The sequence below is a fragment of the Vibrio kanaloae genome (genome assembly GCF_024347535.1).
Classification (GTDB): Bacteria; Pseudomonadota; Gammaproteobacteria; order Enterobacterales; family Vibrionaceae; genus Vibrio; species Vibrio kanaloae.
In genome coordinates, this window is sequence record NZ_AP025497.1 from 1,251,224 (window position 1) to 1,274,093 (window position 22,870).

General features: G+C 41.9%; 15 protein-coding genes and 1 pseudogene. 7 read left to right on the forward strand and 9 right to left on the reverse strand.

The window, feature by feature from the left end; all coding sequences use genetic code 11:
• Nucleotides 1-186: 186 nt before the first annotated feature.
• Nucleotides 187-1,017: a restriction endonuclease gene (locus OCV24_RS05935; RefSeq protein WP_150878421.1), complete on the reverse strand. Its 831-nt coding sequence runs from the start codon at nt 1,015-1,017 to the stop codon at nt 187-189.
• Between the two features lie 148 nt (nt 1,018-1,165).
• Between OCV24_RS05935 and OCV24_RS20795 the strand changes: the two are divergent.
• The 3 genes and pseudogenes from OCV24_RS20795 to OCV24_RS05945 all read left to right on the forward strand — a co-directional run.
• Nucleotides 1,166-1,380: pseudogene (locus OCV24_RS20795) on the forward strand (integrase); the annotation flags it as partial.
• A gap of 438 nt (nt 1,381-1,818) precedes the next feature.
• Nucleotides 1,819-4,065, forward strand: coding sequence for a cold shock domain-containing protein (locus OCV24_RS05940; RefSeq protein ID WP_150878423.1), 2,247 nt, complete (start codon nt 1,819-1,821; stop codon nt 4,063-4,065).
• Between the two features lie 234 nt (nt 4,066-4,299).
• Entirely contained in the window at nt 4,300-4,707 is a 408-nt protein-coding gene (locus tag OCV24_RS05945; RefSeq protein WP_150878425.1) for a hypothetical protein, read from the forward strand.
• Nucleotides 4,708-4,809: 102 nt separating this feature from the next.
• On the opposite strand, the gene OCV24_RS05950 is transcribed toward OCV24_RS05945, so the two are convergent.
• From OCV24_RS05950 to OCV24_RS05980, 7 genes are all read right to left on the reverse strand, one after another.
• Complete coding sequence (locus OCV24_RS05950) at nt 4,810-6,336, reverse strand: hypothetical protein (RefSeq protein WP_244291730.1); 1,527 nt, start codon at nt 6,334-6,336, stop codon at nt 4,810-4,812.
• Between the two features lie 23 nt (nt 6,337-6,359).
• Complete coding sequence (locus OCV24_RS05955) at nt 6,360-11,321, reverse strand: AAA domain-containing protein (RefSeq protein WP_150878427.1); 4,962 nt, start codon at nt 11,319-11,321, stop codon at nt 6,360-6,362.
• Between the two features lie 614 nt (nt 11,322-11,935).
• The gene (gene rplY, locus OCV24_RS05960) at nt 11,936-12,214 is read right to left on the reverse strand and encodes a 50S ribosomal protein L25 (RefSeq protein WP_009847093.1); all 279 of its coding nucleotides are present in this window, start codon (nt 12,212-12,214) and stop codon (nt 11,936-11,938) included.
• A 325-nt stretch (nt 12,215-12,539) separates the two neighbouring features.
• The gene (locus tag OCV24_RS05965; protein ID WP_150878429.1) at nt 12,540-13,889 is read right to left on the reverse strand and encodes an ATP-binding protein; all 1,350 of its coding nucleotides are present in this window, start codon (nt 13,887-13,889) and stop codon (nt 12,540-12,542) included.
• Between the two features lie 71 nt (nt 13,890-13,960).
• Nucleotides 13,961-14,620, reverse strand: coding sequence for a response regulator transcription factor (locus OCV24_RS05970; protein WP_017057576.1), 660 nt, complete (start codon nt 14,618-14,620; stop codon nt 13,961-13,963).
• A 67-nt stretch (nt 14,621-14,687) separates the two neighbouring features.
• The gene (locus OCV24_RS05975; RefSeq protein WP_017057575.1) at nt 14,688-15,089 is read right to left on the reverse strand and encodes a PepSY domain-containing protein; all 402 of its coding nucleotides are present in this window, start codon (nt 15,087-15,089) and stop codon (nt 14,688-14,690) included.
• A gap of 104 nt (nt 15,090-15,193) precedes the next feature.
• Entirely contained in the window at nt 15,194-16,936 is a 1,743-nt protein-coding gene (locus OCV24_RS05980) for a DEAD/DEAH box helicase (RefSeq protein WP_137032876.1), read from the reverse strand.
• A 97-nt stretch (nt 16,937-17,033) separates the two neighbouring features.
• Here OCV24_RS05980 and rsuA point away from each other — a divergent pair, with 97 nt between their 5' ends.
• The 3 genes from rsuA (at nt 17,034) to OCV24_RS05995 (ending at nt 19,776) form a co-directional block, all read left to right on the forward strand.
• Nucleotides 17,034-17,729, forward strand: a complete 696-nt coding sequence (gene rsuA, locus OCV24_RS05985; RefSeq protein WP_077680545.1) for a 16S rRNA pseudouridine(516) synthase RsuA — start codon at nt 17,034-17,036, stop codon at nt 17,727-17,729.
• Nucleotides 17,730-17,899: 170 nt separating this feature from the next.
• Nucleotides 17,900-19,117 (forward strand): Bcr/CflA family multidrug efflux MFS transporter, encoded by a 1,218-nt coding sequence (locus OCV24_RS05990; RefSeq protein ID WP_150878431.1) that lies wholly within the window; start codon nt 17,900-17,902, stop codon nt 19,115-19,117.
• Complete coding sequence (locus OCV24_RS05995; RefSeq protein WP_017057571.1) at nt 19,117-19,776, forward strand: DUF2913 family protein; 660 nt, start codon at nt 19,117-19,119, stop codon at nt 19,774-19,776. Before OCV24_RS05990 ends, OCV24_RS05995 begins: the two co-directional genes overlap by 1 nt.
• 120 nt (nt 19,777-19,896) lie before the next feature.
• On the opposite strand, the gene OCV24_RS06000 is transcribed toward OCV24_RS05995, so the two are convergent.
• Nucleotides 19,897-21,357 (reverse strand): DUF2867 domain-containing protein, encoded by a 1,461-nt coding sequence (locus tag OCV24_RS06000; protein ID WP_150878433.1) that lies wholly within the window; start codon nt 21,355-21,357, stop codon nt 19,897-19,899.
• Between the two features lie 96 nt (nt 21,358-21,453).
• On the opposite strand from OCV24_RS06000, the gene OCV24_RS06005 reads away from it, so the two are divergent.
• Entirely contained in the window at nt 21,454-22,827 is a 1,374-nt protein-coding gene (locus OCV24_RS06005; RefSeq protein ID WP_046224596.1) for an MATE family efflux transporter, read from the forward strand.
• The last annotated feature ends 43 nt before the right edge of the window (nt 22,828-22,870 follow it).

The following is a 22,870-nucleotide window of genomic DNA, read 5'->3' on the forward strand; positions in this document are numbered from 1 at the left end:
ATGCATTTACAGTATCAATAAGTGGGCTGTATGTAAATACAGTTGTTGTATGTGTTAGGGAATGGCATAAGTAGACATGAATGAAGTACTGCGCTGTACTCACTCGTTCCCAAATGTTTTTGGGGAGCTTAAAGTGGTGTAAATGCTAGATTGTTGAATATAAGGTTATGATATAATTGGATATTTTCATGAGGGGTAGTAGTCGCAAGTATAACGACACTTTGGATACGTAGAGCACCCATAGAAAGACATTCCAGTTTTAGCTCCCCGCTTAGCTACACGTATTACAAGCTTAGATTGGCAACGAGGACAGATTCTGGGTTCACTGATGGATCTTGGCGCTGGGGGAGGCACCAACGGTTTGTTCTGAAAGCTGCGCCCGTCTTCAATCATATGAACTAGCTCACTGCCGTTGACCAACCATAGGCGTTTATCTAGGGAAAAGGCAACGGCCTCAGAAGTAAAGTCGCCCGACGTTACAATTATCATTTTACTGGCATTGTTTGCGATCATGACTCCGTACATTTCCCTTAGAACTTGCACTCCGACTTTGCGAGTTTTCCAATGCTTACATTGGACAAGACTTAACTCATTATCCTTTGTGAGCCAAATATCAACACCGCCGTCAGGTTTTTGAGTGAAAGACTGTTTGACCGCATACCCTTGAGACTTAAAGTATTCACCGATGTAACTTTCAAATTCTATCCAGTTTAGGTGATTTAGCGGTGAGGTATTTTTATGCACTCTAACCTGAGAGCTCGTCGTAAGAAAGCTTCTCTTCCTCTTGTATTGCTTGAAAAACGCTATCGGTGCGGGAAGTAAAAATAAAAACGTAAAGTATGGTGCCATCAAGGGTAAGTTTGGAGCTATAGCTTTAAAGAGAAAGTTGTCACTTTCAATGGCTAAGTTAGGCAATAGATATGAAAGTCCAAAATAAATACATGCTGATAGCAATACGCTTAGCCACCATGGAGCGTCCATTAAGTGCCATATAATCCCATCATTTTTTCTTGCCATTTAAATTCACCCAGTAGCATATTGGTGCATTAAAGCACAAGTTATAAGTACTTGAAATAGTGAGGTTGTTGATATGTGTTGGGGTAATGATTTCAGTAATACTAAATATGCTTCTTAGATGAAAAAACACAAAAGAATTTTTATCTAAATAGGCTTAGATAAAGTGCATGGTTCATTGCATGCGCATGCGGCTCAGCGATACTTTGAATTGACGGATTTTAATGCTCCTGCTGCGGGACGGGGCCGTCAACCAAGGGACTAACCGGAATGGACAAACAGCACGACTTTGAAGCAAGAATGGTCATTACCGAAGAGTTAGGGTATGGAAGAGAAGAGGCTATCGCGGCTTACCTAGGCCGTTAAAGCTTGTAAGTTAAGTTCGGATTCCTTATTCGGAATCCGAATATTTGTAACTAGCCAGAGCATCAAGCTCAGCCTCGACATAGCGCTAATTGTTGTTGAGCGCCACCCATCAGGTGGTGACACTGTATCGCCACTTGATGGCTTGAAGGTGATTACGAAAGGCCTTCGACTGATGCTTTGCAATAGTCAGTTATTCGTGCCGATAGGAGTTAGCTTTTATCCGCCCTTGGACATATTTTGAACGTAAAGAAGTAGATATTGATCATCATCATAGCCCAGTTTTACTTGCTGAAATACTGTCACGCGATTTTTAGTAATTTTTCCAAATTCTTAAAAAGAAGTTCTAAAACGTAGCTACCATAAATTACTTCTAGTATGGTCAATTCTGCGAAATGATGGGATAGCGTCGAGTAAAAAAGTACATAATAAAAGGTAAGCATGAGCGACACAAAAAATTACACCTTAGGTACCGTCGACTGGTTTGGTGGTAAAAATAAGAAAACAGGTCGTAATAACCACTTTGGCTTTATTACCACACATGACTATACAAGCGTATTTGTTCATAAAGATGAAGTAAACGGCGGCGTACTTGGAGAAGGCGAAGTCGTTGTATTTGAACTTAGTAAAGATGCCAAGAACAAACTCAGCGCAAAAAATGTCACCACGATGGTGACTAGCGAACAGCCCTCATCTGAAGAAATGGTTAATTTTCTTCTTTATGCCGCAGATTTAGATAAGGTTATTTCACGATGTTCTTATAAAAACTCAATCATCAAGATACTGCAAGGTGACTTTGGAAAAGATATTATTAAAAAGGTAAGACATCAAGTCAGATTAATTCCTATTTTATCTAGGATTTTGAAAGAATGTGACAATCACGTTGCTTTGTTTTCAATACTTGTAGAAAAACTAAGTGCTGAAGACCTGTACAACTCTGCAATTAATCCCTCCACTATACCTAATAGTTACTTCTTTCATAACTATGAAAAACTATTTGAGTGGTGGTCATCTTTAAGTAATATAAACTTAAAGTTAGAAATTTTAACTAGTACTGTTGCTCATTTATCTCGATCAAATGACTTATATGAAAACTTCATGGATTCTTTATCTAATAAAGAACAGTTAGACTTTATCAACATCGTAAAATCTGAGTTAGGTATTTTATCTTCTGTCGTAAAACTATTAGGTAAAAAATCAAAGGATAACCCTGTACTCAAATGTTATGTTTCGGGTCTCACGGTGGATATGATCATAAACTCTGAGTTGTCTGTACTTGATCTGCCAATCGAACTTGTTAATAAAGCATTTATAAAAAAACTGAAAGTTATCGATCTTAATGAGTCTTACGATGAACTTTCAGTACAATTTTTAAAGTTACTGTCAAAGTGTCATTTAATTGATTGCGCAATAGATAGCGTATCTGAAAAAACGAAAATAGCGTTAGTTCAATCTTTCTCAGAAGCGCTACCTTACGATGAAGAGTTTTTGCGTTCAGTAAATTATAGAATGAAAAGCGCTAACTTATTCAATATTTATAGCAAAGTGCGGAATCTCGCAGACTACCTTGAAAATGACATTTCAAGTAACCTACTACCACCTACTTATATCAAAAATCAAATTCAAGAATTTCTTGGTTTTCTGGTAAATTCAAAGATTGGGACTAGTGGAAAAGTGAACGAGGCTATCGTTACTTTTACTCTGACAAACCAGACGACTAGACTCGAAGGGATCAAATTACTTAAACAAGCGCATGTCACTCACTACTGTGACATTATTCAATGCTTAACTGAAAATGATAAAGTAGTTTTAGAGTACTTAAAAGCTCAGGCAATTAAGCACTCTATCACAGCTGAGGAGATGCATCATTTGCTACCTATATTATCTTTAGAAGATAAGGAGTTTAAGAATGCTTTTTTCGAACAGCATCTAGATTCAATTTTAGTTTGGCTTGAATCATTAGATGATGATACTAGAAAATCATATTACCAAGAGAACCTGAGGTTTTTTGACACAAGTGCGTTACTTACTCTAGTGTTCAAGAACTTAATTGATATTGATTCTCTTAGCAATAGAATTGATGAGATAGATACTTTTGTATTTGATGTGCTCTGTAAAAAAAATACAGATGTTCAGAATTATGTGCGAACTATTTATAAGCAGTGTTTCAATAATTTTTTAGATTTCACGAAAAATAGTATTATTAATCCTCTATATAATGCTAATCAATTATTAGTGAAAAAGCATAACATCAGAATTAAGGCATATAACAAAGACATGTCATTTGTAGAAGATGTAGAAAATGATAAAGACATTGCTACAGATCCTGAGTGCTGGATGTTATCAAAGTTGTTGCCTCTTATTAATTATGAAAATAGTGTTGAAACAATTTCATCTGTCATATTACATGAAATATGGAGTGCTATTTTAAATAATAAATTAGATATTGATCATCCATCGATATTTAAACTGTTTCCACAGTGCAATACCCTTAAGAACGAATACCCACATATTAACTTGTCATGTGAAGCTTTTGTGTGGAAAAAAGAAAAAATTTCTAAATATAGCAGACCGGAAAATGTCTACTTGTGTCGTGCTCGTCGCTGTAATGACCCTCGAGTAGAACCCGTATTAAGCAAAACTTTGAACAATATTCGATATTCGATTGGCTCTGCCACTATGGTTTAAACTACGCAACATTTAATGAGCCATCAAAACGAGATTTTGCTATTAAGCTTGCTGGATACTTGAATCGAATAAGAGAGCTTCACTCGCGTTTGCATTGCCGTACCTGTGATAAGTTGATGGTGCCAAACATGAAGTACGCGCGTGTTGAGGTGGTCAAACACGATCCATCCACAGGTCAGAAGATAAAAGTGCCAGTAAGTGCTGCATATAGATTAACAGTCTTTAAGTGCAACTGTGAAGATTGCCAAGAATACAATATTGATTATTACATCAACCATTGTATTGGTTTTAAATGTTATGAAATTATCGACAGCAGAGATCTCACTGAGCGGTGCACTGAAGGGAGATATATTTGTCCAAACCCAGAGTGCAGAAGTTGTTGTTCAACTCACGCTGAGAAGAAAGTTGAAGTTCAGCAACATAATTTCGGGGAAAAGCACGCTTACCTTTATAGAAGTTCTCCTAGTTTTAAGAAATTTATTGATTAATTATGGTGTGAACGTTCTAGTAGAAGGTGACCATGTCGTTTTCGTTGAGTGGTCAGATAAGCGCTATAATCTTATCGAAAATAACGACCACGAAAATTGGTTATGGGCTGAAGATTTTGGGCAACTAATTAAAAAACTAGAAGATTCACAATAGAAGTAGATGGTCAATTGCTTATTTATATTATAGTTACTCTTGGTTAAATGTAGAAAGTTAAAGGTCTCAATGTGTAAAAGAGACCTTTAATATCCCACTAAATTATGGCTTGCTTCGAAGTGAAAGTATTGCTCTTGCTGCGTTGCTATTTAAAACCTTTTGCTCGCGGCGGATCGCTTGCTCAATCTCACAGCCGCTTTTTTTATCGAGTTTAATCAATAAACTATCAGGTAAAAAAGTGGCAAGAGTATCGTATTTGCCATCACTCCAATTTACAGAAGCTGTAGCACCATTAATTCTTTTAGCTAATAAGAATTCAAGTAATTGCAAGCGCTCTGGATCTGTCGTAACGTAGCCTATAGGTAGAGTTAAAGCGCTATCCATATGTGGTTGTCCATGATATTGAACTACCCCTATAACTCCTGGGATTAATAACAGCTCTAATCTATCAAATTGTGCTTCTGAAGATAAACTGACACCGTTAGCAAATCGCCCAAGATGTTGCTTGCGCTTTAGGCGACTCTCGCCGTTATTTTTACTCGAATGTAAAAGCGTTACGCGACCTCCTTGAGTCTCGCAATTGTTATCTAAGATATCGCCTATATCTCTATTGAAGCGAGCTAGCAGACTACTATTCGCCCCCCAAAGTGGAACATCACTGCTGTACCAAATGGCTTTGGGTGGAATCGAACTATCTTGCATACGCAAAGCGTCTTTTAACTCGTTAATGAAACGTTTAGCGTTGTCTGGCAGATATACAGCTCCCAATATGCCAAATGTTTGGTTACAACCGTACCCAGTATTCCGCTTCTCTCTGGCTTCTAGCCAGCCCGAGTAATCAAACTGATACCCGTTTGAGAATTTTTCCAATACGGGGTCATGAACTAAATGGCAGTAATCTGTGCAATTTAAGCCTGATTCATCAAGTAGCTGCTCGCCTAGAAAATCTGCGATGTGAGCTTCCAAGTCATTTGCTAACGGTATTCGATTGTTGCCAATACGCTCGTAGGAACGCGTAAACTTTTGAGGGGTGCTGTTATGGACAGCGTTATAGCTAACTTCAACATCTACAGGAATTTGTACCATTTCATTCGAGCTACACCCCATAACTTTGTAAAGTTGAGTCCTTTGACGCTCATAATCATTATTTCGGCTTAGCATTAAATGATGTCGGAATTGGGTACTAAATGCTTCGGTTATTGACGAGATATCAGCGTCTAACTTATCCCGAGGTAGTAATTCAGGCAAGCCTGATGTCAGCCTGCGATGTTGCTGTGGTTTACAAACTGATAGGGTCAGTAAATCAAAAGCAACATCTTCTGTTTGCTCTTGATATTTGACAAGGCTTGGTTTGCCTTCATTAGTTGCTGCATGTTTTCTTAAAAATGAGCTTGCCTCAACATGACCTTCTGGATTGACGTTAATTAGGCGGTTGGCAAGTAAACTATCTAGTAGAACTTCTCGCTCTCTGTCGTTAAGACCAAAATAGCTTTGTAGCTCACTCGGGTAAAGTTGGTCAAAAATAAGCAACAGGCGACAAGCGAATTGTTCTATGCCAGGCATTAATTTTTCTTTTGTCCAAGCGCAGTTTATTTTGTAACTGCGAGCTGGTATTAATAAAGTGATCACATTACCTAGACGTGGCTCTGACATTATTCATTTTCTCCTAATAAGCTATGGCCGCAAAGTACTTGATAATTTGGATTAGCTGCGGAAACCTGATTACTAATGAATTCATGTACCGTCCCTAGTGCTGAATCATTATTATCCTTTGACCACATTCTTCCTGCCCCTAATACAAGCAGACGTTCTTGTGAGCGTGATATCGCGACATTGATACGTGGAGCGTCCCTCAAAAAGCCTTGTAACTTTTCTGTGTTGTCACGAACTAGGCTTAGAATGATGATTTTATTTTCTTGCCCTTGATACGAGTCAACGGTATTAATCTTGATTAAGTTACGTATTCTACCTGCCCACTCTGCACGGCTAATTGCGTTTTCAATTTCCTCTTTTTGCTGCCTATACATAGTAATAATACCTATTGGATAAGGCTGTTCTGCTGTGATGGTGTTTTCTAATTGATCTATCGTGTCATCGTCCGCTAAGGTCTGTAATGCTTCTAGTAAAATTTGAATCTCTCGGGGGTTATAATAGCGTCCATTTCCTTTTTGTTTTTCACCACCATTTGCACATGAGCTTGAACTGTCAATCCAAGTCACTGATTTATTCCAAGGGCTAGGTAGTTTCTGATACCATTCAGGAGAGGCTCCGCGACCTGTATGCAACTTACCCATATCTTTAGCGTAAAAACATTCCGAAACGAGGTCACCAATAGGTTCTACCATTCTATATTGAGTGTCTAGAGCAACTCCATTTGTCGCTTTGAAAGCTTTTTCAAAATCAGATTCATAAAAAATGCCTCGACCAAGCTCTAGTTTCTTGGCTGCTAGTTTGAGGTGCTGTTGTTGGTAGAATGGTGGTAGTTGTTTATGGTCGCCAACAAGCAGTACTCTTTTACCTGACTGTAATGCAACCATCAATTCTGCAGCTTGTGCTCTACCAGCTTCATCGACAATAACCCAGTCAAAGCTAGACTCAGTTAGCTCTAAGCGACGACGACCAACACCTACTAAGGTTCCACATACTAACTGTTTACTTTTGAACATGAATCGATCAAAACCAGCCTCTCCTCCCTGAAGTACATCCATCCACTCTTGGCTCATTTCTAGTAATTGTAAAAAGCGGCTAAGGTTCTCAGGGTTGTTGTAGCAACGTTGGGCCGATATGATTTCAGCCAACTGTGAAAGTAGCGTTTCGTCATAAGTTAGAGGTTCCGAAAACTCACTTTCGAACATAGAATAAACCACTGCCTGAATTCGTTGTTCTATGTGCTCAAGTTGCTTTAGTTCTTTTGAAACGGCTTCTTGATAGATAGGGCCATTACTTTTATTTTTTTCTAACTTCAAAACTTCACGTCGGCATTGAGCAAGTGATACAAGTAGTGGGTTTAGGGTCCTATGTAATTGGCATAGCTGTTCAACTAAAGAAGGTGCCATGCCCAGCCGCTTACCGAGAGTACTGACTCGTAAGTCATATTCTCTATGAAATTTATGTTGTATCTGACGTTGGAGAGCTTTGGTTTCAACGCACAGCATACCCTCGTCGATCATTTGTTCGTGACCAATCCGAACTGTGTCCAAAGCCATGCCTTGTTGATGGCATAGTTCTCTGGCTTTTATTGCTACGTTATCAACGGCCGTATGTGACTGACCCACTAGAAGTATGTTATTTACTCCACAATGTTTGTATAGGTAGTGGATAAACTTTGAAACGAAAGTTGTTTTACCCGTACCAGGGGGACCTTGTAAAACGCCAACAGGCCCTTGAGATACTAGTTGTTGGAATGCCGCTAATTGCTGATCATTAAACTCTTGACCTGGTTGATCGTATCGTTTCCGCAAAGCTTCGACACTTGGTAATGGTTCCATTGTTTGCATTTGTACTTTTTCGTGATAGTCAAAATACTGCGCAAGTTGTGGAATTTCAGCTTTATGATCAATTACTCGTTGTAGTGCTTTTAAACGTAGCTCTCGTGAAGACTTGTCTCGAATTGACTCTAATTGTAGCTGACTACCATCTTGGATTCGCTTACGAGCGGAATCGAAATCGAAACGTATGGCTAAAAGGTTTTGAGTCGTTTCAGTAAGACGGAGTTCTCCTAATTGAATCGAATCATTTTTTTCTTTGAGGTAAACGAGAATTTTATCATCGACTTCAAAATTGAGGTCTGAGCCAGATTCAGTAGTGTATGGGTATAGTAAACAACCACTAGTCGACTCCTTAAATTCCGCAGAGTCAATAGTCACTTGTTCACGTAATTCCCCTTCGGTATCAGCAAGTGCTTGCCATAGTTCAACTGGTTGCGAATCACTTACATCAAAGTCATGCTCTTCCATTTCTTGATTTGGATTTGCTCTTTCGATAATAGCGTCGATTACAGGCTCAAGGGACATTAGTAGTTCTATGAAATCATTGCGTTCAGTAAGTACCCCTTGTTGAATTGATAATTGTGATTCAATCTTAGTTTGAGAGTGTTTCCCCGCCTTTATCGTTTCTTCAATCGATAGACCTGTGTTGTAGTTTATTCTTGATATACAGCGATCCTCAGGGTTAAGGTCTACTAATAACTGCTCACCAAGGCCTGTAATAAAACAACGTAATTCATTAGGAAAGCGGGGGTTATTAGACCAACTGCAATTGAAGTGATATCCACCATCATTTGGTTCTAGTAATTTTAAGTCGGCCGGCCATGCTTCTCCGCGCCAGCGTATTGAAATGGAATCCTCTAAATTTATTTGAGGCTTAGAGTTGATTTCAGTTTCGGGTTGGTCGGGAGCTGTCAGGGATTGTAGTAAAGGATCTAACGCAATTGGAATCCCATCAGGTGACTGACTTGCTCGGCTAATTTCTTCTGCGACAGCAAGAGGCATGTTTTCATGGAAAAGCTCCTCTACTATTTTATAAATTGCAAAGCAATCTCGCCCAAAAGCATCTGTAGCATCTGGGTTCGTGGGTTGATAGCACTTGTTCGAAGTCAATTCATCACTATATTCTAGTAATCCAGTTAGTGTTAAAGCTAACTGTTCGTCGTCTTGAACTAGTAGTTTATTTGGGCATAAGTCTCCATGTGGTAGCTGCTTTTCATGGAACCGGAGTACCGTATGTATTAATGTCTCCGCAATGCTCAGTCTCTGTGCGTGATTCAACTCATGTGAGGATATGTACTCCGACCAGAGCTGACCTTCAATATGTTCACTTACTAAATAGAGCCCACCTTGCCCTAATAAACCACAGGCATGGACCGAGGGGGTCGGTAGGTTTAGTTGTTCAAGCTTATCAATACGTTGTTTAAATGCGTGAATTCTACGATTAACTCCAGGCTGTTGAGTGTTGAGTGTTACTCCGTCCCATAGTTTCACCTGCAATAACTGCTCATTTTGATTGGAGAGGTAGTCGATATACCCAGTTTTAGCTATCGCAGCAAGAGCTGGATAAACGCTGGCTGCGAACTCAGGTAATGGCTGAAATTCCATCACAACACCCACACTGTTCATATCACTTCGGAAAAAATCGCTATTTTCTATTTCTTGGTGGATCTGGTTTGCTTCATCATGTCCTTGGATTTGTTCCTGTGTTGCTGAATTGAACTCATTTAACATGATATCCGCACGAGGGAATCGTTTGCTTGGCTCTAGGTTTAAAGCCTGCTCAAACCAAGGTGTGAGAGCCCCTCCAAATAGATCTTCTTGCGGTATTCGCCACTCTGGTACTTGATTTTCTACTAATAGTGATTCTCCTGAAAAACAAATACGATAGGCTATAACAGCTAACATAAAGACGTCTTGGCGGTATGGTTCGGCTGCCTCTTCAAAAGCATCTTCAGGGATAAGATAAGGTGCACTTTGTAGCGTTGTACGCAGTTCTTCTAAGTTATCTCGTCCATCGATAGATGCGGAGCCAAATCCTGTGACAACAATGCTTTTCTGATCTTCGGCATACCAAAGATTATGAGGGTCGATGTCGCGGTGGCCTACACCTAAGCTGTGTAATTCAGAGAATGGTGCTAACAGGGCTCGTACACGGTCGATTCGTTCAGGTTTACTCCACTCTTTAGCTTCGCTGTCTAGAACTTCATCTAACCTTTTAAAGCTTCTACGCAATTCGTAAAGCTCACGAGCATCGTCGGTTACGTTCTCTTCTGAAATCTCGCTAACAGAACGAAGCATATAATCTTGCATAGTAGCACTGCCATTACGCACTTGACGTCCTACTCGAGTTTCACGTAAGGCTATTTCTGCCCATATTGATTGTTCAGCGTATGCAACACCTAATGCATCGAAATCCCATGTGCGAAGTAAGCCTCTATGGAGAGCATTGTCTTTATGGCCAGCTCGGAACTCACTGTATATATTGCGGGGGTGACTGAAAAATGGTTTCTCGTTAGCGATATAGTCGTTTTCTTTTAATGGTAAAGGTTTAACTTTGGGGCCATCAAAGAAAGCCTGAATAATTGGTAATACTTGAGGGGAGTTGGGGCGTTTATGTTCACCCTCAAAGAGATGTGCGAAGTTAGTGGCTTGAACTAAATTATCGTAATGCTTAGGTTTTCCAATAGTTAAAAATTCATCACGAGTATGTACAAAGCGACGTTCACTTGTAGGTAGGTTTTCTGGGCCTGCATTACCGCAAAGTACCACATGAGCTTCGACATGTAGGAAGTAGCCAAGTTTTCGAGAAAGCTCTTCTTGTAAAAGGTTTTTCAATCTTAACGCATGCTCGCGCTTAATTTGATAAGGGCTCTTACCTCGAGGCTTCCCATTTTGGAACCATTTTCCTCCTTCGTAAGTAATGGTGCCATTCCACTCTTTTAATTCAACTAATAATAGCCGGTCTGCTGTGATAATAAGTGCGTCAATTTCCATTGAACCTTGACTATCCGTAACCACTAAACCGGCATATCCAAACCAACTGTCAGGAAGCTGTTGAACCATCATATCAATGGTTTTAGTCTCGCTGCGGTGCAGGCCAGCACCACCAACAATCTGATATTTCACTCGTACTCCTTGAACCTCTACCGAGGTTTGCACCTAGCTATTAATGATATTTTCTTTCATATTCAGTTAGATAGGTTGCGGCGTCAAGTATAACTTTGATTAATGAATAAGGTTGTGTTTTGGAACCAGAATCTTAGTTATTAATGGTAATTAAGCGTTAATTTAAATGGTTCCCTGTTCGGTTTGTGAGTTGGTTTTGTGGTTGTTATGTTAATTGTCAATTCAGTTTCTGAAAGGGCCTTTAAGGTGTGTACTGTGTCTAGAGTTAGCGCTAAATGTCGCTGATCTTGTATCGCTGAGGGGCTGATTGTTGCGGGCATTGAATTAGATTAAAAGGTGTCCTATTATTTTTTTAGAAAAACTACTGTATAAGTCCACCTTTCGTCCACCCTTAATCCACCCAAACAAGGTTGGAATAAAGTGGGGAAGGGGAAAGTCGATTGTTTTCAGTGTGTTGCGCGAGATTTACGACGTTTTTGAGGGCTCAAAAACGGTGAAACCCCGATGTTGGTAGCATCGGGGTTTCGAATTTCTAGATTTTTCGATTGGTAAGATCGATTATCTTTTCTATGCAGAAGGCTTGGATTTATCCAATCTTATTCCTTGGTAGGGAATTAGATACGGATGAAGTCCATGTGCTCAACTTTAGGCTTGAACGCGTGACGTTGAACGTCTTGCGGTTTAACCTTAACTTCTGCGCCGTCAATCACTAGAGTGATTGTTTCGTAGAATTCAGGCTTATCCATTTGGTTGATCACGTCAGCGTGAACAAGTTCGATAGCTACAGCTGCTGCTTCGCCACCGTAGATTACAGCTGGGAATTTACCAGCGTGACGTAGGCGGCGGCTCGCACCTTTACCTAGTTCAGTACGTACTACTGCTTCAAATTTCATAGTTTTACTCTCAAATTAGTAAAAATTAACTTCACACCTCAATGCGACCTTGAGTATGTGGCAATGCTTAAGCATAAACGAGATCATGCTTAAGCGAGCGCGGATACTAACATCACATAATTAATTGAGCAAGTAAGATCCTTTTTGATTGTTAATTTAGAGGGCTAAAAAATTTGTTTGTCGATAAAGTGTTCGTTTATGTCGATGATGTTTGGTCTGTCTTTCAAATGTCGGGCTATTTGGAAAATAGAATTCACCCTCTTTGGTTAAAGGTAGAATTAGACAGTAATAGTTACCAACTTACTCAATAACCGGTATCGAGGTTCTAACGAGTCTGAGAAACCTTTAGGATTAGAGAGGCTCTTAAGCCACCCATAGAGCTTTTACGGAGTGTTAAACTGCCTCGATAACTGTGAGCCATCTCATTCACAATATTAAGCCCAAGTCCTGTTCCTGGTGTAGTTTCGTCAAGACGAACACCTCGCTTCGTTACCTGTTCGAGTTTTTCTTCAGGGATACCTTGTCCGTCATCCTCTACAATTAATTCAACATTGCCGCCAGTAAGTTCCTTGGCGTGCACTCGAATAATACTACGTGCCCATTTATAGCTGTTCTCGAGCAGGTTTCCGAGCATCTCATCGAGGTCGGTTTTTTCAACTGCGACATCAAGTTCTAAACCCAGTTCGTTGACCATGGTTACGTCATTGTCGGCATAGACTTTGTCAAACGCCATCGCAATTGCCTCGACACGTTCACAAGGCGACGACTTAACGGAAAGGATGTTCATTGCGCCTGCCATACGTGCACGGCCAAGGTGATAATCTATTTGGCTTTGAATTTGATGGATAGGTTCCTGTAAGAGTTTCTTTTCATCATCGGGAAGCCTTTCTATTTCATTTTTGAGAACTGATAGTGGTGTTTTTAAGGCGTGAGAAAGGTTGCCTGCGTGGTTACGAGCTCGCTCTAACAATTCTTGATAATGGAAGAGTAAGGCATTGAGATCGGACACTAATGGTGACACTTCTTTTGGGTAATTATCGCTTAAACCTTGTTGTTCACCCTTTCTTAGTAATGCTAACTCTCGTTGCATCTTATTCAGAGGAAGTAGAGACCAACTGACTTGAATACCAATCAACAATAAAACACCAACGAATAATAGAATTAATATCAGCCACACTTGCCCTGTGAGCTGATTGAGTGTCGATTCTAATGAATTGTCATTCATGCCTATAGTTATAGTGACGGGGTCACTTAGCTCGGGAAGGTAGATATCTTGCTCAATATAGATCAGCTTCTCCTCTTTAGGCCCTTTGACTGACGTATTTATCGGTGACCGTTTTATAGTGAGGTCTTTGTCCCATAGCGAGCGAGAACGAATGATTTGATCTTGAGTTGATGCGCGCCAATAGATGCCGCTGTAAGGTTGGTTTAATCTGGGGTCTGAAAGGCGCTCAGCCATTATCAGTGCTCCATGATTATTGGTTTCGATATTGGCTGTTAGCTCATCCATGGTTAAGCCAAGCTGTTGTTTCATGTCATCGACGAGGTAGTCGTTAACCAGCTTTGGTATACCGATACCTGCTGCTAATATCATGGCACCAAGCCAAAAAGCCGCGGCAAGGAGCAAGCGGCTTTTTAGGCTGGTATTTTTAAGTGTGTTTCTTTTTAAATTCATTTATTACCAGCCAGTTTCTATTCGTCATAAGTACAATGATCTGAATAGGCTGTCCACTTATATTGAGAGTGTTACTCGGCATTTAATTGGTAACCAAGCCCACGAACCGTTTTGATGATCTTCGGCGCGATTTTTTTACGAATACGACCAATAAATACTTCGACAGTGTTGGAGTCACGGTCGAAGTCTTGTTTGTAAATATGTTCAATGAGCTCAGTACGAGATATGACTTTGTTCTGATTATGCATAAAGTAAGCAACAACTTTATATTCTAATGCTGTCAGGCTTACAGCTTGCCCTTGCCACAGCACTTTAGAGCTGCGAGTGTCTAAGCTTAAGTCACCAATCTGAAGGATAGGCGATGCACTACCAGATGCACGACGTAGTTGAGTTCGAATCCGAGCGATTAGCTCAACCATTTCGAAAGGCTTAGTGATGTAATCGTCGGCCCCTGCGTTTAATCCTTCTACACGCTGAGTTAGGGTGTCACGAGCGCTCAAGATAATAACTGGTGTATTGATGTTTTCATCTCGAATGCCTTTTAATATTGTTAGCCCATCAAGCTTTGGTAAACCTAAATCAAGAACGATCGCGTCCCATGCTTCTGATGTTGCTCGGTAAAGTGCATCGATACCATCTCGAGAAAGTTCTGGAACCCAGTCGGCTTCTTCGAGTGTTTCAATAATCTGTTGTCCCAAACGCGGCTCGTCTTCAACGACTAAAATTTTCATGACTGGTTCTTCTTCTTATTTTTAGGCTAAATCTTGCTGATATCGCTGGTTAACTTTTCAGCGCTTACTAGTGATGGTCGTTTTTGATAGCTTCTTTAAAGTTGCGACCTTTTATCATCAGCATCTCTAATGTTTCAGCATTGTATTCAACTTTGATAATGTTGTTTTGAAAATTGATTTTCAGCTCATAGACCCAGACGTCATCGTCTTCTTCTAGCTCTACTTTTATAATTCTGCCGTGCAGATCATTTTCGACCGCTGCGTACATTTCTGAGAAAGGACGAATATAGCCTGCTCGTACAGCGTCATAGACTTCATCTTGATCTTCTTCAAATTCGATACGGGTTCCTGCTTTATGGACATCTTGTACAAGGTCATGGCCGTTATGAGCTGAATCAGCCCATACGCCAACAGAAACCAGTAAGCCTAAGCTTAAAGAAAACAAAGAAATCATAGTTTTATTAAACATAGCGAATCCTTGGGAAGGTTGATAGCCTGCAGTATAAAAAAGTTATTCTGAATAGAAAATGAACCAGATTCATTCTGAGATTTAGGTTCTTGGAAAGTGATACGCTAGCGATGTTGGAGTTCGTCTTCGAATATCTTGTCCCTCATTTTCCAAAAGCGCCCAACTTTGCGTGCAATCACGAATTGAGGAGGGCGGAATCTATGTTGGTGAGCGACCACTTTTGTAGGTGAGGACTCTTCAAATGGCCTGTGTCTGTCGGCAAGGTGGGGGCGAACAAACTGATCCTTAAAATTTTGCTTTTGCTTCTTGGTGGTTAATGACCAAAATTCATGTACTTGTGCCTGGTTTTCGCCGCGGTAGGTGACTTTAAGTTGTGATTTGCCTTTGTCGTCTTTAAGCACGTTGAGATCCATTTCCAGACACTCAAACACCAAGGCATCTTTTAGGTTGAGTGCTTCTTTAAGCTTTTTGTCTGGGTCAACCAGAGTTGCATCGCACTCATGACAAATTCGCGCGGCAATGTCGTTGTCCGCACCACACTCACCACAATATTTCGCTCGGAAGCGATAGTTACAGTGTTCGCGTTCGCCCGTGTCTTCATCGGTAAAGTAGCCTTGGCATTTACGACCAAAATGTTCGAGTAACAAGCCATTACTGTCTAGTTTGCCCCAGAAATTGTTGTTGAAGCCACAAGCAGGGCAGGGAATAGTAATGATCTCACTGTCTGAATCGGGTTTAGGATCGCCGACTTCTGGTTGGTAAAGGTCATAGCTGTTGCCCGCGTAATCGAGCACCAAACACTCTTTCTTGCCTGGAGATAAACGTAAGCCACGGCCTACGATTTGTTGGTATAAGCTGATGGACTCTGTGGGGCGCAATATGGCTATTAAATCGACATGCGGTGCATCAAAACCTGTTGTCAAAACTGACACGTTGACCAAGAATTTGATTCTACGTTCTTTGAAGTCATTGATGATTTGGTCGCGTTCTAACGTAGGTGTGTCACCAATGACAAGCGATGCTTCACCTTCTGGCAATAAGCCGAGGATCTCTTGCGCGTGTCGAACGGTCGCAGCGAATACCATGATGCCTAGTTTGTCTTGGGCTAGGTGAATGATTTGGTCGACAATCTGCGGGGTCGCTCGTTTCGATTGCTCGATCACCATGTCGAGTTCTGCTTCTTTGTAGCGACCAGTGCTCGCGGGCTTTAATTGCGAGAAGTCGTAACTCAATACTGGCGCATCTATCATGCGGGCAGGGGTTAAGAAGCCTTCATCAAGTAGGTAACGAATGGGCAGCTCAAAGATACAGTCTCGAAAGAAACGTGGCTCGTCTGAACGCACTTGACCGCGGGTGTGATATTGATAAATCCATCCCATACCAAGACGATAAGGGGTCGCTGTTAATCCAAGCACCTTAATTCCCGAATTATTTTCACGTAAGTGAGTGATTACTTTCTGGTAGCTACTATTCTTTTCGTCAGGCACACGGTGGCATTCATCGATAACTAAAAGTGAAAATTGATTGGAGAATGAATCGAGATTGCGAACCACGGATTGAACCGACGCGAATACCACTTGTTGGTCGGTCTCTTTGCGGCCTAAACCCGCAGAAAAAATTGAGCCTTTTAACCCATAACCTTCATATTTTTCATGATTTTGCTCTACCAGCTCTTTAACGTGAGCCAGCACCAGAACGCGGCCCTTCGCAAGCCTTGCTAATTCAGCAATTACAAGGCTTTTGCCTGCCCCGGTTGGCAGTACCAAAACCGCTGGAGTTTGGTGTTTTCTGAAGTAATGAATCACTGATTTTACGGAGTCAGCTTGGTACGGGCGGAGTGTATACATATAGCATCTTGTAAAATGAAAAACAAATAGTGTGAAATAGCTCAACTAATTGAGCAAAGGTGACTATAATACCTGACTTAGATTAGTTGAGGTATTCATGCGTTTAGATAAATTTCTGTGCGATGCATTAGGCGTCACGCGAAGAGAAGCAACACACTTATTAAAATCAAAAGCAGTGACAGTTAATGATGTCATTCAAAAAAGCGGCTCACTTAAGGTAACTGAAGAGTGCGTGGTAGAATGGCAAGGGAATGAACTGCATGTTCACGGTCCACGTTATATCATGCTGTATAAGCCAGAAGGCTTTGTCTGTTCGCATGAAGATGGCGCAAATCGTATTGCGTTTGAATTGCTTGATGAAATCAAAATGGACAAGCTGCACTTTGCAGGTCGTCTCGATGTTGATACCACTGGTCTTGTATTGATTACTGACGATGGTAAGTGGTCTCACCGCATCACGTCGCCAAAGCACAAGTGCGAAAAAACATACCGTGTGTGGTTGGTTGATCCTGTTGAAGCTGACTACGTTGAGAAGTTCAAAGAAGGTATTCAGCTTAAGAGTGAAGATAGCCTAACACTTCCTGCACATCTTGATGTTCGTGCAGAGCGTGAAGTGCTTTTAACGATTCACGAAGGCAAATACCACCAAGTAAAACGTATGTTTGCTGCACTTGGTAACAAGGTAGAAGCACTACACCGTGAGCGTATTGGCGAAATTGAGATGGACGAATCTTTAGAATTAGGTGAATACCGTTACCTAACGCAAGAAGAAGTCGACTCTATCTGGAAGTAGTCTTTTCTGTCGTAAGATGTAGCCGACTAAGGATAGCGTCGGCTGATGATGTTGACTGGCACTAGGACAGTTTCAGCCATTATTCCTATTTGTATATTGTTATGTCCATATTCGTGTATTGTTGTGCGAATATTCCTGCTCACATAAACCTCGTACTTAGTCGGAGAGTTATGCAAACGTCTACCCAACAGACCCCAAATTCACAACCACAAACTCCTCAGTTAGGTTGGATGCTATTTTTGGTTCTGGGTGCGATTGGTGCACTGACACCACTCGCCATCGATATGTACCTGCCCGCAATGCCAACGATCGCCAAAGATCTCGGCGTAACAGCGGGTGAAGTACAAATCACACTCACAGCGTACACCGCAGGTTTTGCGTTAGGTCAGTTGTTACATGGTCCATTAGCCGACAGTTATGGTCGAAAGCCAGTTCTACTGATTGGTGTTTTCTTCTTTGCGATTGCGTCTGTTGTGAGTGCCACTACTCATGGTATTGAAGCGTTAACGTTAGTTCGTACTGCTCAAGGTTTTGCAGGGGCGGCGGCGGCGGTTATTATCCAAGCCGTTGTGCGTGATATGTTTGACCGTGAAGATTTCGCAAGAACGATGTCGTTCGTTACCTTGGTGATGACGGTTGCGCCACTTATCGCACCTATGATTGGTGGTTACTTGGCATTGTGGTTCGGCTGGCGTTCAATCTTTTGGGTCTTGGCTATTTTTGCGGTGATTGTGATTCTCGCGGTAATAATCAAAATCCCTGAGACACTGTCTGTTGAAAATCGCCAGCCACTGCGCTTTAAAACGACGATCCGCAATTACGCTCGTTTATGTAAAAACCCGACCGCTATGGGCCTGATTTTCTCGGGTGCGTTCTCGTTCTCTGGGATGTTTGCATTCTTAACCGCGGGTTCTTTTGTCTACATTGATATTTATGGCGTACGCCCTGACCTGTTCGGTTATCTGTTTGGCCTGAACATTGTTGCGATGATTCTAATGACGACAATCAATGGTCGAATCGTTAAAAAGGTCGGTTCTCATACCATGCTAAGAACAGCGTTGGTCATTCAATTACTGGCTGGCGTGGGTTTACTGGCCGGTTGGGCATTGGATCTCGGGCTTTGGGGTATTGTGCCGTTTGTGATGCTGTTTATCGGTACTATTTCTACAATTGGCAGTAACTCCATGGGTCTATTGCTAAGTGGTTATCCAAACATGGCAGGCACGGCTTCATCGCTTGCGGGAACATTAAGATTTGGTACTGGCTCTGTCGTTGGAGCGATCGTTGCGATGCTACCAAGTGACAGTGCTGGGTCTATGGCTATGGTAATGGCTGCGTGTGCAGTAATGTCAGCATTACTATATTGGACATTAGGAAAGAAGGCATAATGTCAAAATACTATATTGAAATTCAGAAGTTAGTGAATGATGCGCTAGGTGAGTTATACGCTCTGCATAAGTCAGGTAAAGCGATTGACGCACCTATTGCAAACAACCTTTACCTTGTTCGTTGGGTAACCAAAGCGATTAAGGCTCAATCTTACGATCGCGTGATTGTGCCGGACTTAGTTCGCTGGCAAAAGCAGGGGCGCTCAAAGGGTAACAACTCTGATTTAACCTTTACCTTCAAACGTATCTCTGCTTTCTACGGTCAGTTTTTCCCTGAAGGCGAGGAGCCGAAAGCGCTAAAAGACTGCGATGTTGAAGCGTTTATGGACAAGATGTACGAGATGGGTTGGAGCGTATCAAGCGAAGACGAGCTAACCACTGGTGGAAAAATCCAATTCTTTACCGATGGTGAGCACTCATTTGCCTTGTGTGGCAAACAGTGTGACGACTCTTTCGACGGCGAGTTGATGGTTAAGCCAATGAACTGGTTTGTTCGCGGAAACCACGCTGAGTTTATTCAAGCGGCGATGGAAGCGGGTTTTATGCTTCACAAAGTGACGGACTACAAGTCTGCGGTGAAGTACCACGGTGAATATATCGTTTATCCTGCAAACCAAGGCAATCAATTGGCTGAGATTCCAATTAGCTTTATTGGCTAGTAGCGGATTCGGGATACGAAGAGCGGAATTATCCGCTCTTTTTTTTGCCTCTCATAGCGCGTGTCGCAAATTTGCTGTTTAGTCTTTTCGCATCCCGTCCCCCGAATCTCGCACCTGCTTTTAATCTCTTCGCATCCCGTCATCCGAATCTCGCATCTGCTCTTGTGCCTGCTTCTCAATCGCCTTCACCATGCCTTTAAAAATAAACAGGTGAGCTGGCATCATCGCAAACCAATACAGTAATCCTAGAAAGCCCTTTGGATGCCACCAAGCCGAGATGTTCAGCTCGCGAGAATCACCGTGGTCAGAAACGGTAATCTCGAGTCGCCCTAAACCTGGGCCCTTCATTCCGAAAAGCAGAGATAAGAACTGATTCTCTTCGCAACGGATCACTTTCCACGAATCGATTTTGTCACCCACTTTTAAGTTTGGGCCTTCAGGCATTTGTCGAACGGGTATACCGCCACCGAACAGAACATCTAACCATTCGCGTGTGCGCCATAGAGCATTAGCAAAGAAGTAACCCTGCTTAGGGCTGCCTATTTGCTGTGCGACATACCATAGTGATTCTAATGATGCAGTTGAATTGATACTTGCACCGGTTTTCTTGGGGTAGTAGCCATACCCAGCTTGCCATCGTTTGAACGCGGTTTTATCGAAGCCCCAGACATTACTTTTAACGAAATTTCCTTCAGCGTGAATGGCTTGTTCAACCATGCTTTCGAAGGAGATAAGTTTCTGAGGGTACATTTCTCTTATGGTCGTCGAACTAGCAATAAAGTCATGCTTTAAACCTGCAAGAAGTGCTCTGCCTATATTTGAAGGGACAGAAGTTACCACGCCTAACCAATAGGAGGCGATTTTAGGTGTTAGCAGGGATGTAGCCCAAAGCCTCAGTGGTCGATCGGCCGTTTTGGCAATATGTGCAAACTGGTTGCGGTAAGAGACAATGTCTGGACCGCCCACCTCAAAGATTTGATTATCACTTGGTGTGTATTGTGCGAGTTTGAGTAGGTAATGATTAAGGTTCTTTAAGGCGATAGGGTTGGCTTTCGAGTCGACCCATTTTGGCGCAATCATGATTGGTAGGTTGTAAACGAAGTCTCGCATGATCTCGAATGCCGCAGAGCCTGGGCCTATGATGACGCCTGCTTGAAGCTCGGTAATCGGAACTGGCCCTTTACGAAGCAACTCACCGGTTTTCTTTCTCGCTTGAAGGTGTTCTGAATCACCGGTTTGAGGCTGAAGAGAGCTGAGATAGATAACGTGTTGATTCTTCGGCCCAAGCGCTGCAATAAAGTTACGCGCCAAGCTGAGTTCGTAATCAATGAAGTCGTGGCCTTCCGCCATCCCGTGGACAAGGAAGAAGATAAGGTCAAAGTCGGGAACCAAAGCTTGTGTTGCCGTTTGGTCTGCCAGATCGAGATATTTGAGTGACAAATTCTCATGAGGCTCAGTTCGCGCTTTTAAGTAGTCGATATGTCTTGCTGCTGCAGTGACTTGGTAGCCTTGTTCAAGCAGGAGAGGGAGGAGTTGTGAACCAACATATCCAGAAGCGCCTAAAACCAGTACTTTCTTCATTGTTACTCCATTTATCTCTGTGGTTAAAAACCGAACATTGATATAATAGCGCGATATTTATCTTTATTCATCAATACGTTCCGTTTAGGTATCTCTATGTTGCTCTCTTCCATTCTTCATCACACTCGCGGTGATTTTGTTCGTAGGCTTATTGCGATTGCTTTGCCTATCACTTTGCAGAGCATTATGTTTTCAAGCCGAGGGTTAGTGGATGTGTTGATGTTGGGTCAGCTTGGAGAAGCAGACATTGCCGCAGTCGGTGTCGCAAGCCGTGCTATGTTCGTGACCACCATTATGTTGGTGGGTGTGACCACGGGTGGCGCATTGTTGACAGCACAATATTGGGGAGCGGGCGACAAACAAGGTGTGAGAGAAAGCACAGCACTAACGTGGTTGGTCTCGACGTTGTTTGCGTTACTGACTATTGTTTTCTTTGTCTCTTTCCCTGCGCAAATCATGGGCGTGACCACAGACTCTCAAGAAGTCATTAATTTGGGTATGGAATACATCGTTATCACCTCATTTAGCATGTTGGCGGTATCGTGTGTTAGCAGCATGGCTGTTGGCTTGAGAGCGATGCATAAGCCGGGGCTCAGTACTTTCTTTAGTGGTATTGGTATCCTTTCTAATGTGTTCTTAAACTGGGTGCTGATCTTCGGTAATTTGGGCTTTCCTGCTCTTGGAATTAAAGGCGCTGCGATTGCGACGGTAATGAGTGGGGCTATTGAGGTGGCGACCTTGTTTGGTTACCTTTATTTATCTAAGCATTTATTAGCCTTTAAATTCTGCGATATAAAAGCGGCAGCGACTGTTGAGAAAGTGGTTCGTTTCTTGAAATTATCGTTACCGACGACGTTTAATTTCTTAGCTTGGGCTGGTGGTCTTTTTGTTTATCACGCAATCATGGGACAATCGGGCGTTCAAGGCTTGGCTGCACTGTCAGTCATGACGCCGGTTGAGTCTATCTCATTGAGCCTATTGATTGGCATGTCGAATGCGGCTGCGGTTTTGGTCGGCAATCAACTTGGTGCTAAGCACAATGAAGCGGTTTACTATCAAGCTTTGGGCTTAACGATTTTGTGTTTCTTGACCAGTATTGCTGTTGCGATTTTTCTCTACTTTATGCAAACACCAATACTGAATTCGTTTAGCGCTTTGACTGAGGAAACCAGAGCTCTTTCGGAAAAATTTATTCTGATTCTAAGCGTAGGGATTGTGCTTCGCTCAATTCCGATGACGGTCATTGTAGGGGTACTGAGAGCTGGAGGGGATGTTAAGTTTTGTCTCTATCAAGACTTGATTGCTCAGTGGGTTATCGGTATTCCATTGGCAGCGATCGCTGCAATTTATCTGAAGTTCACGCCTGAGTGGGTGTATTTGCTGTTCTTAACTGAAGAGGTGATTAAATGGGGCGGTTCGCTCTATCGGATAAAAACAAGGAAATGGATTAAAAATTTAATAGAAAATTGAAGTAGAGCGCATCTATCACATCACTTTATTATTGGCGTGTGAT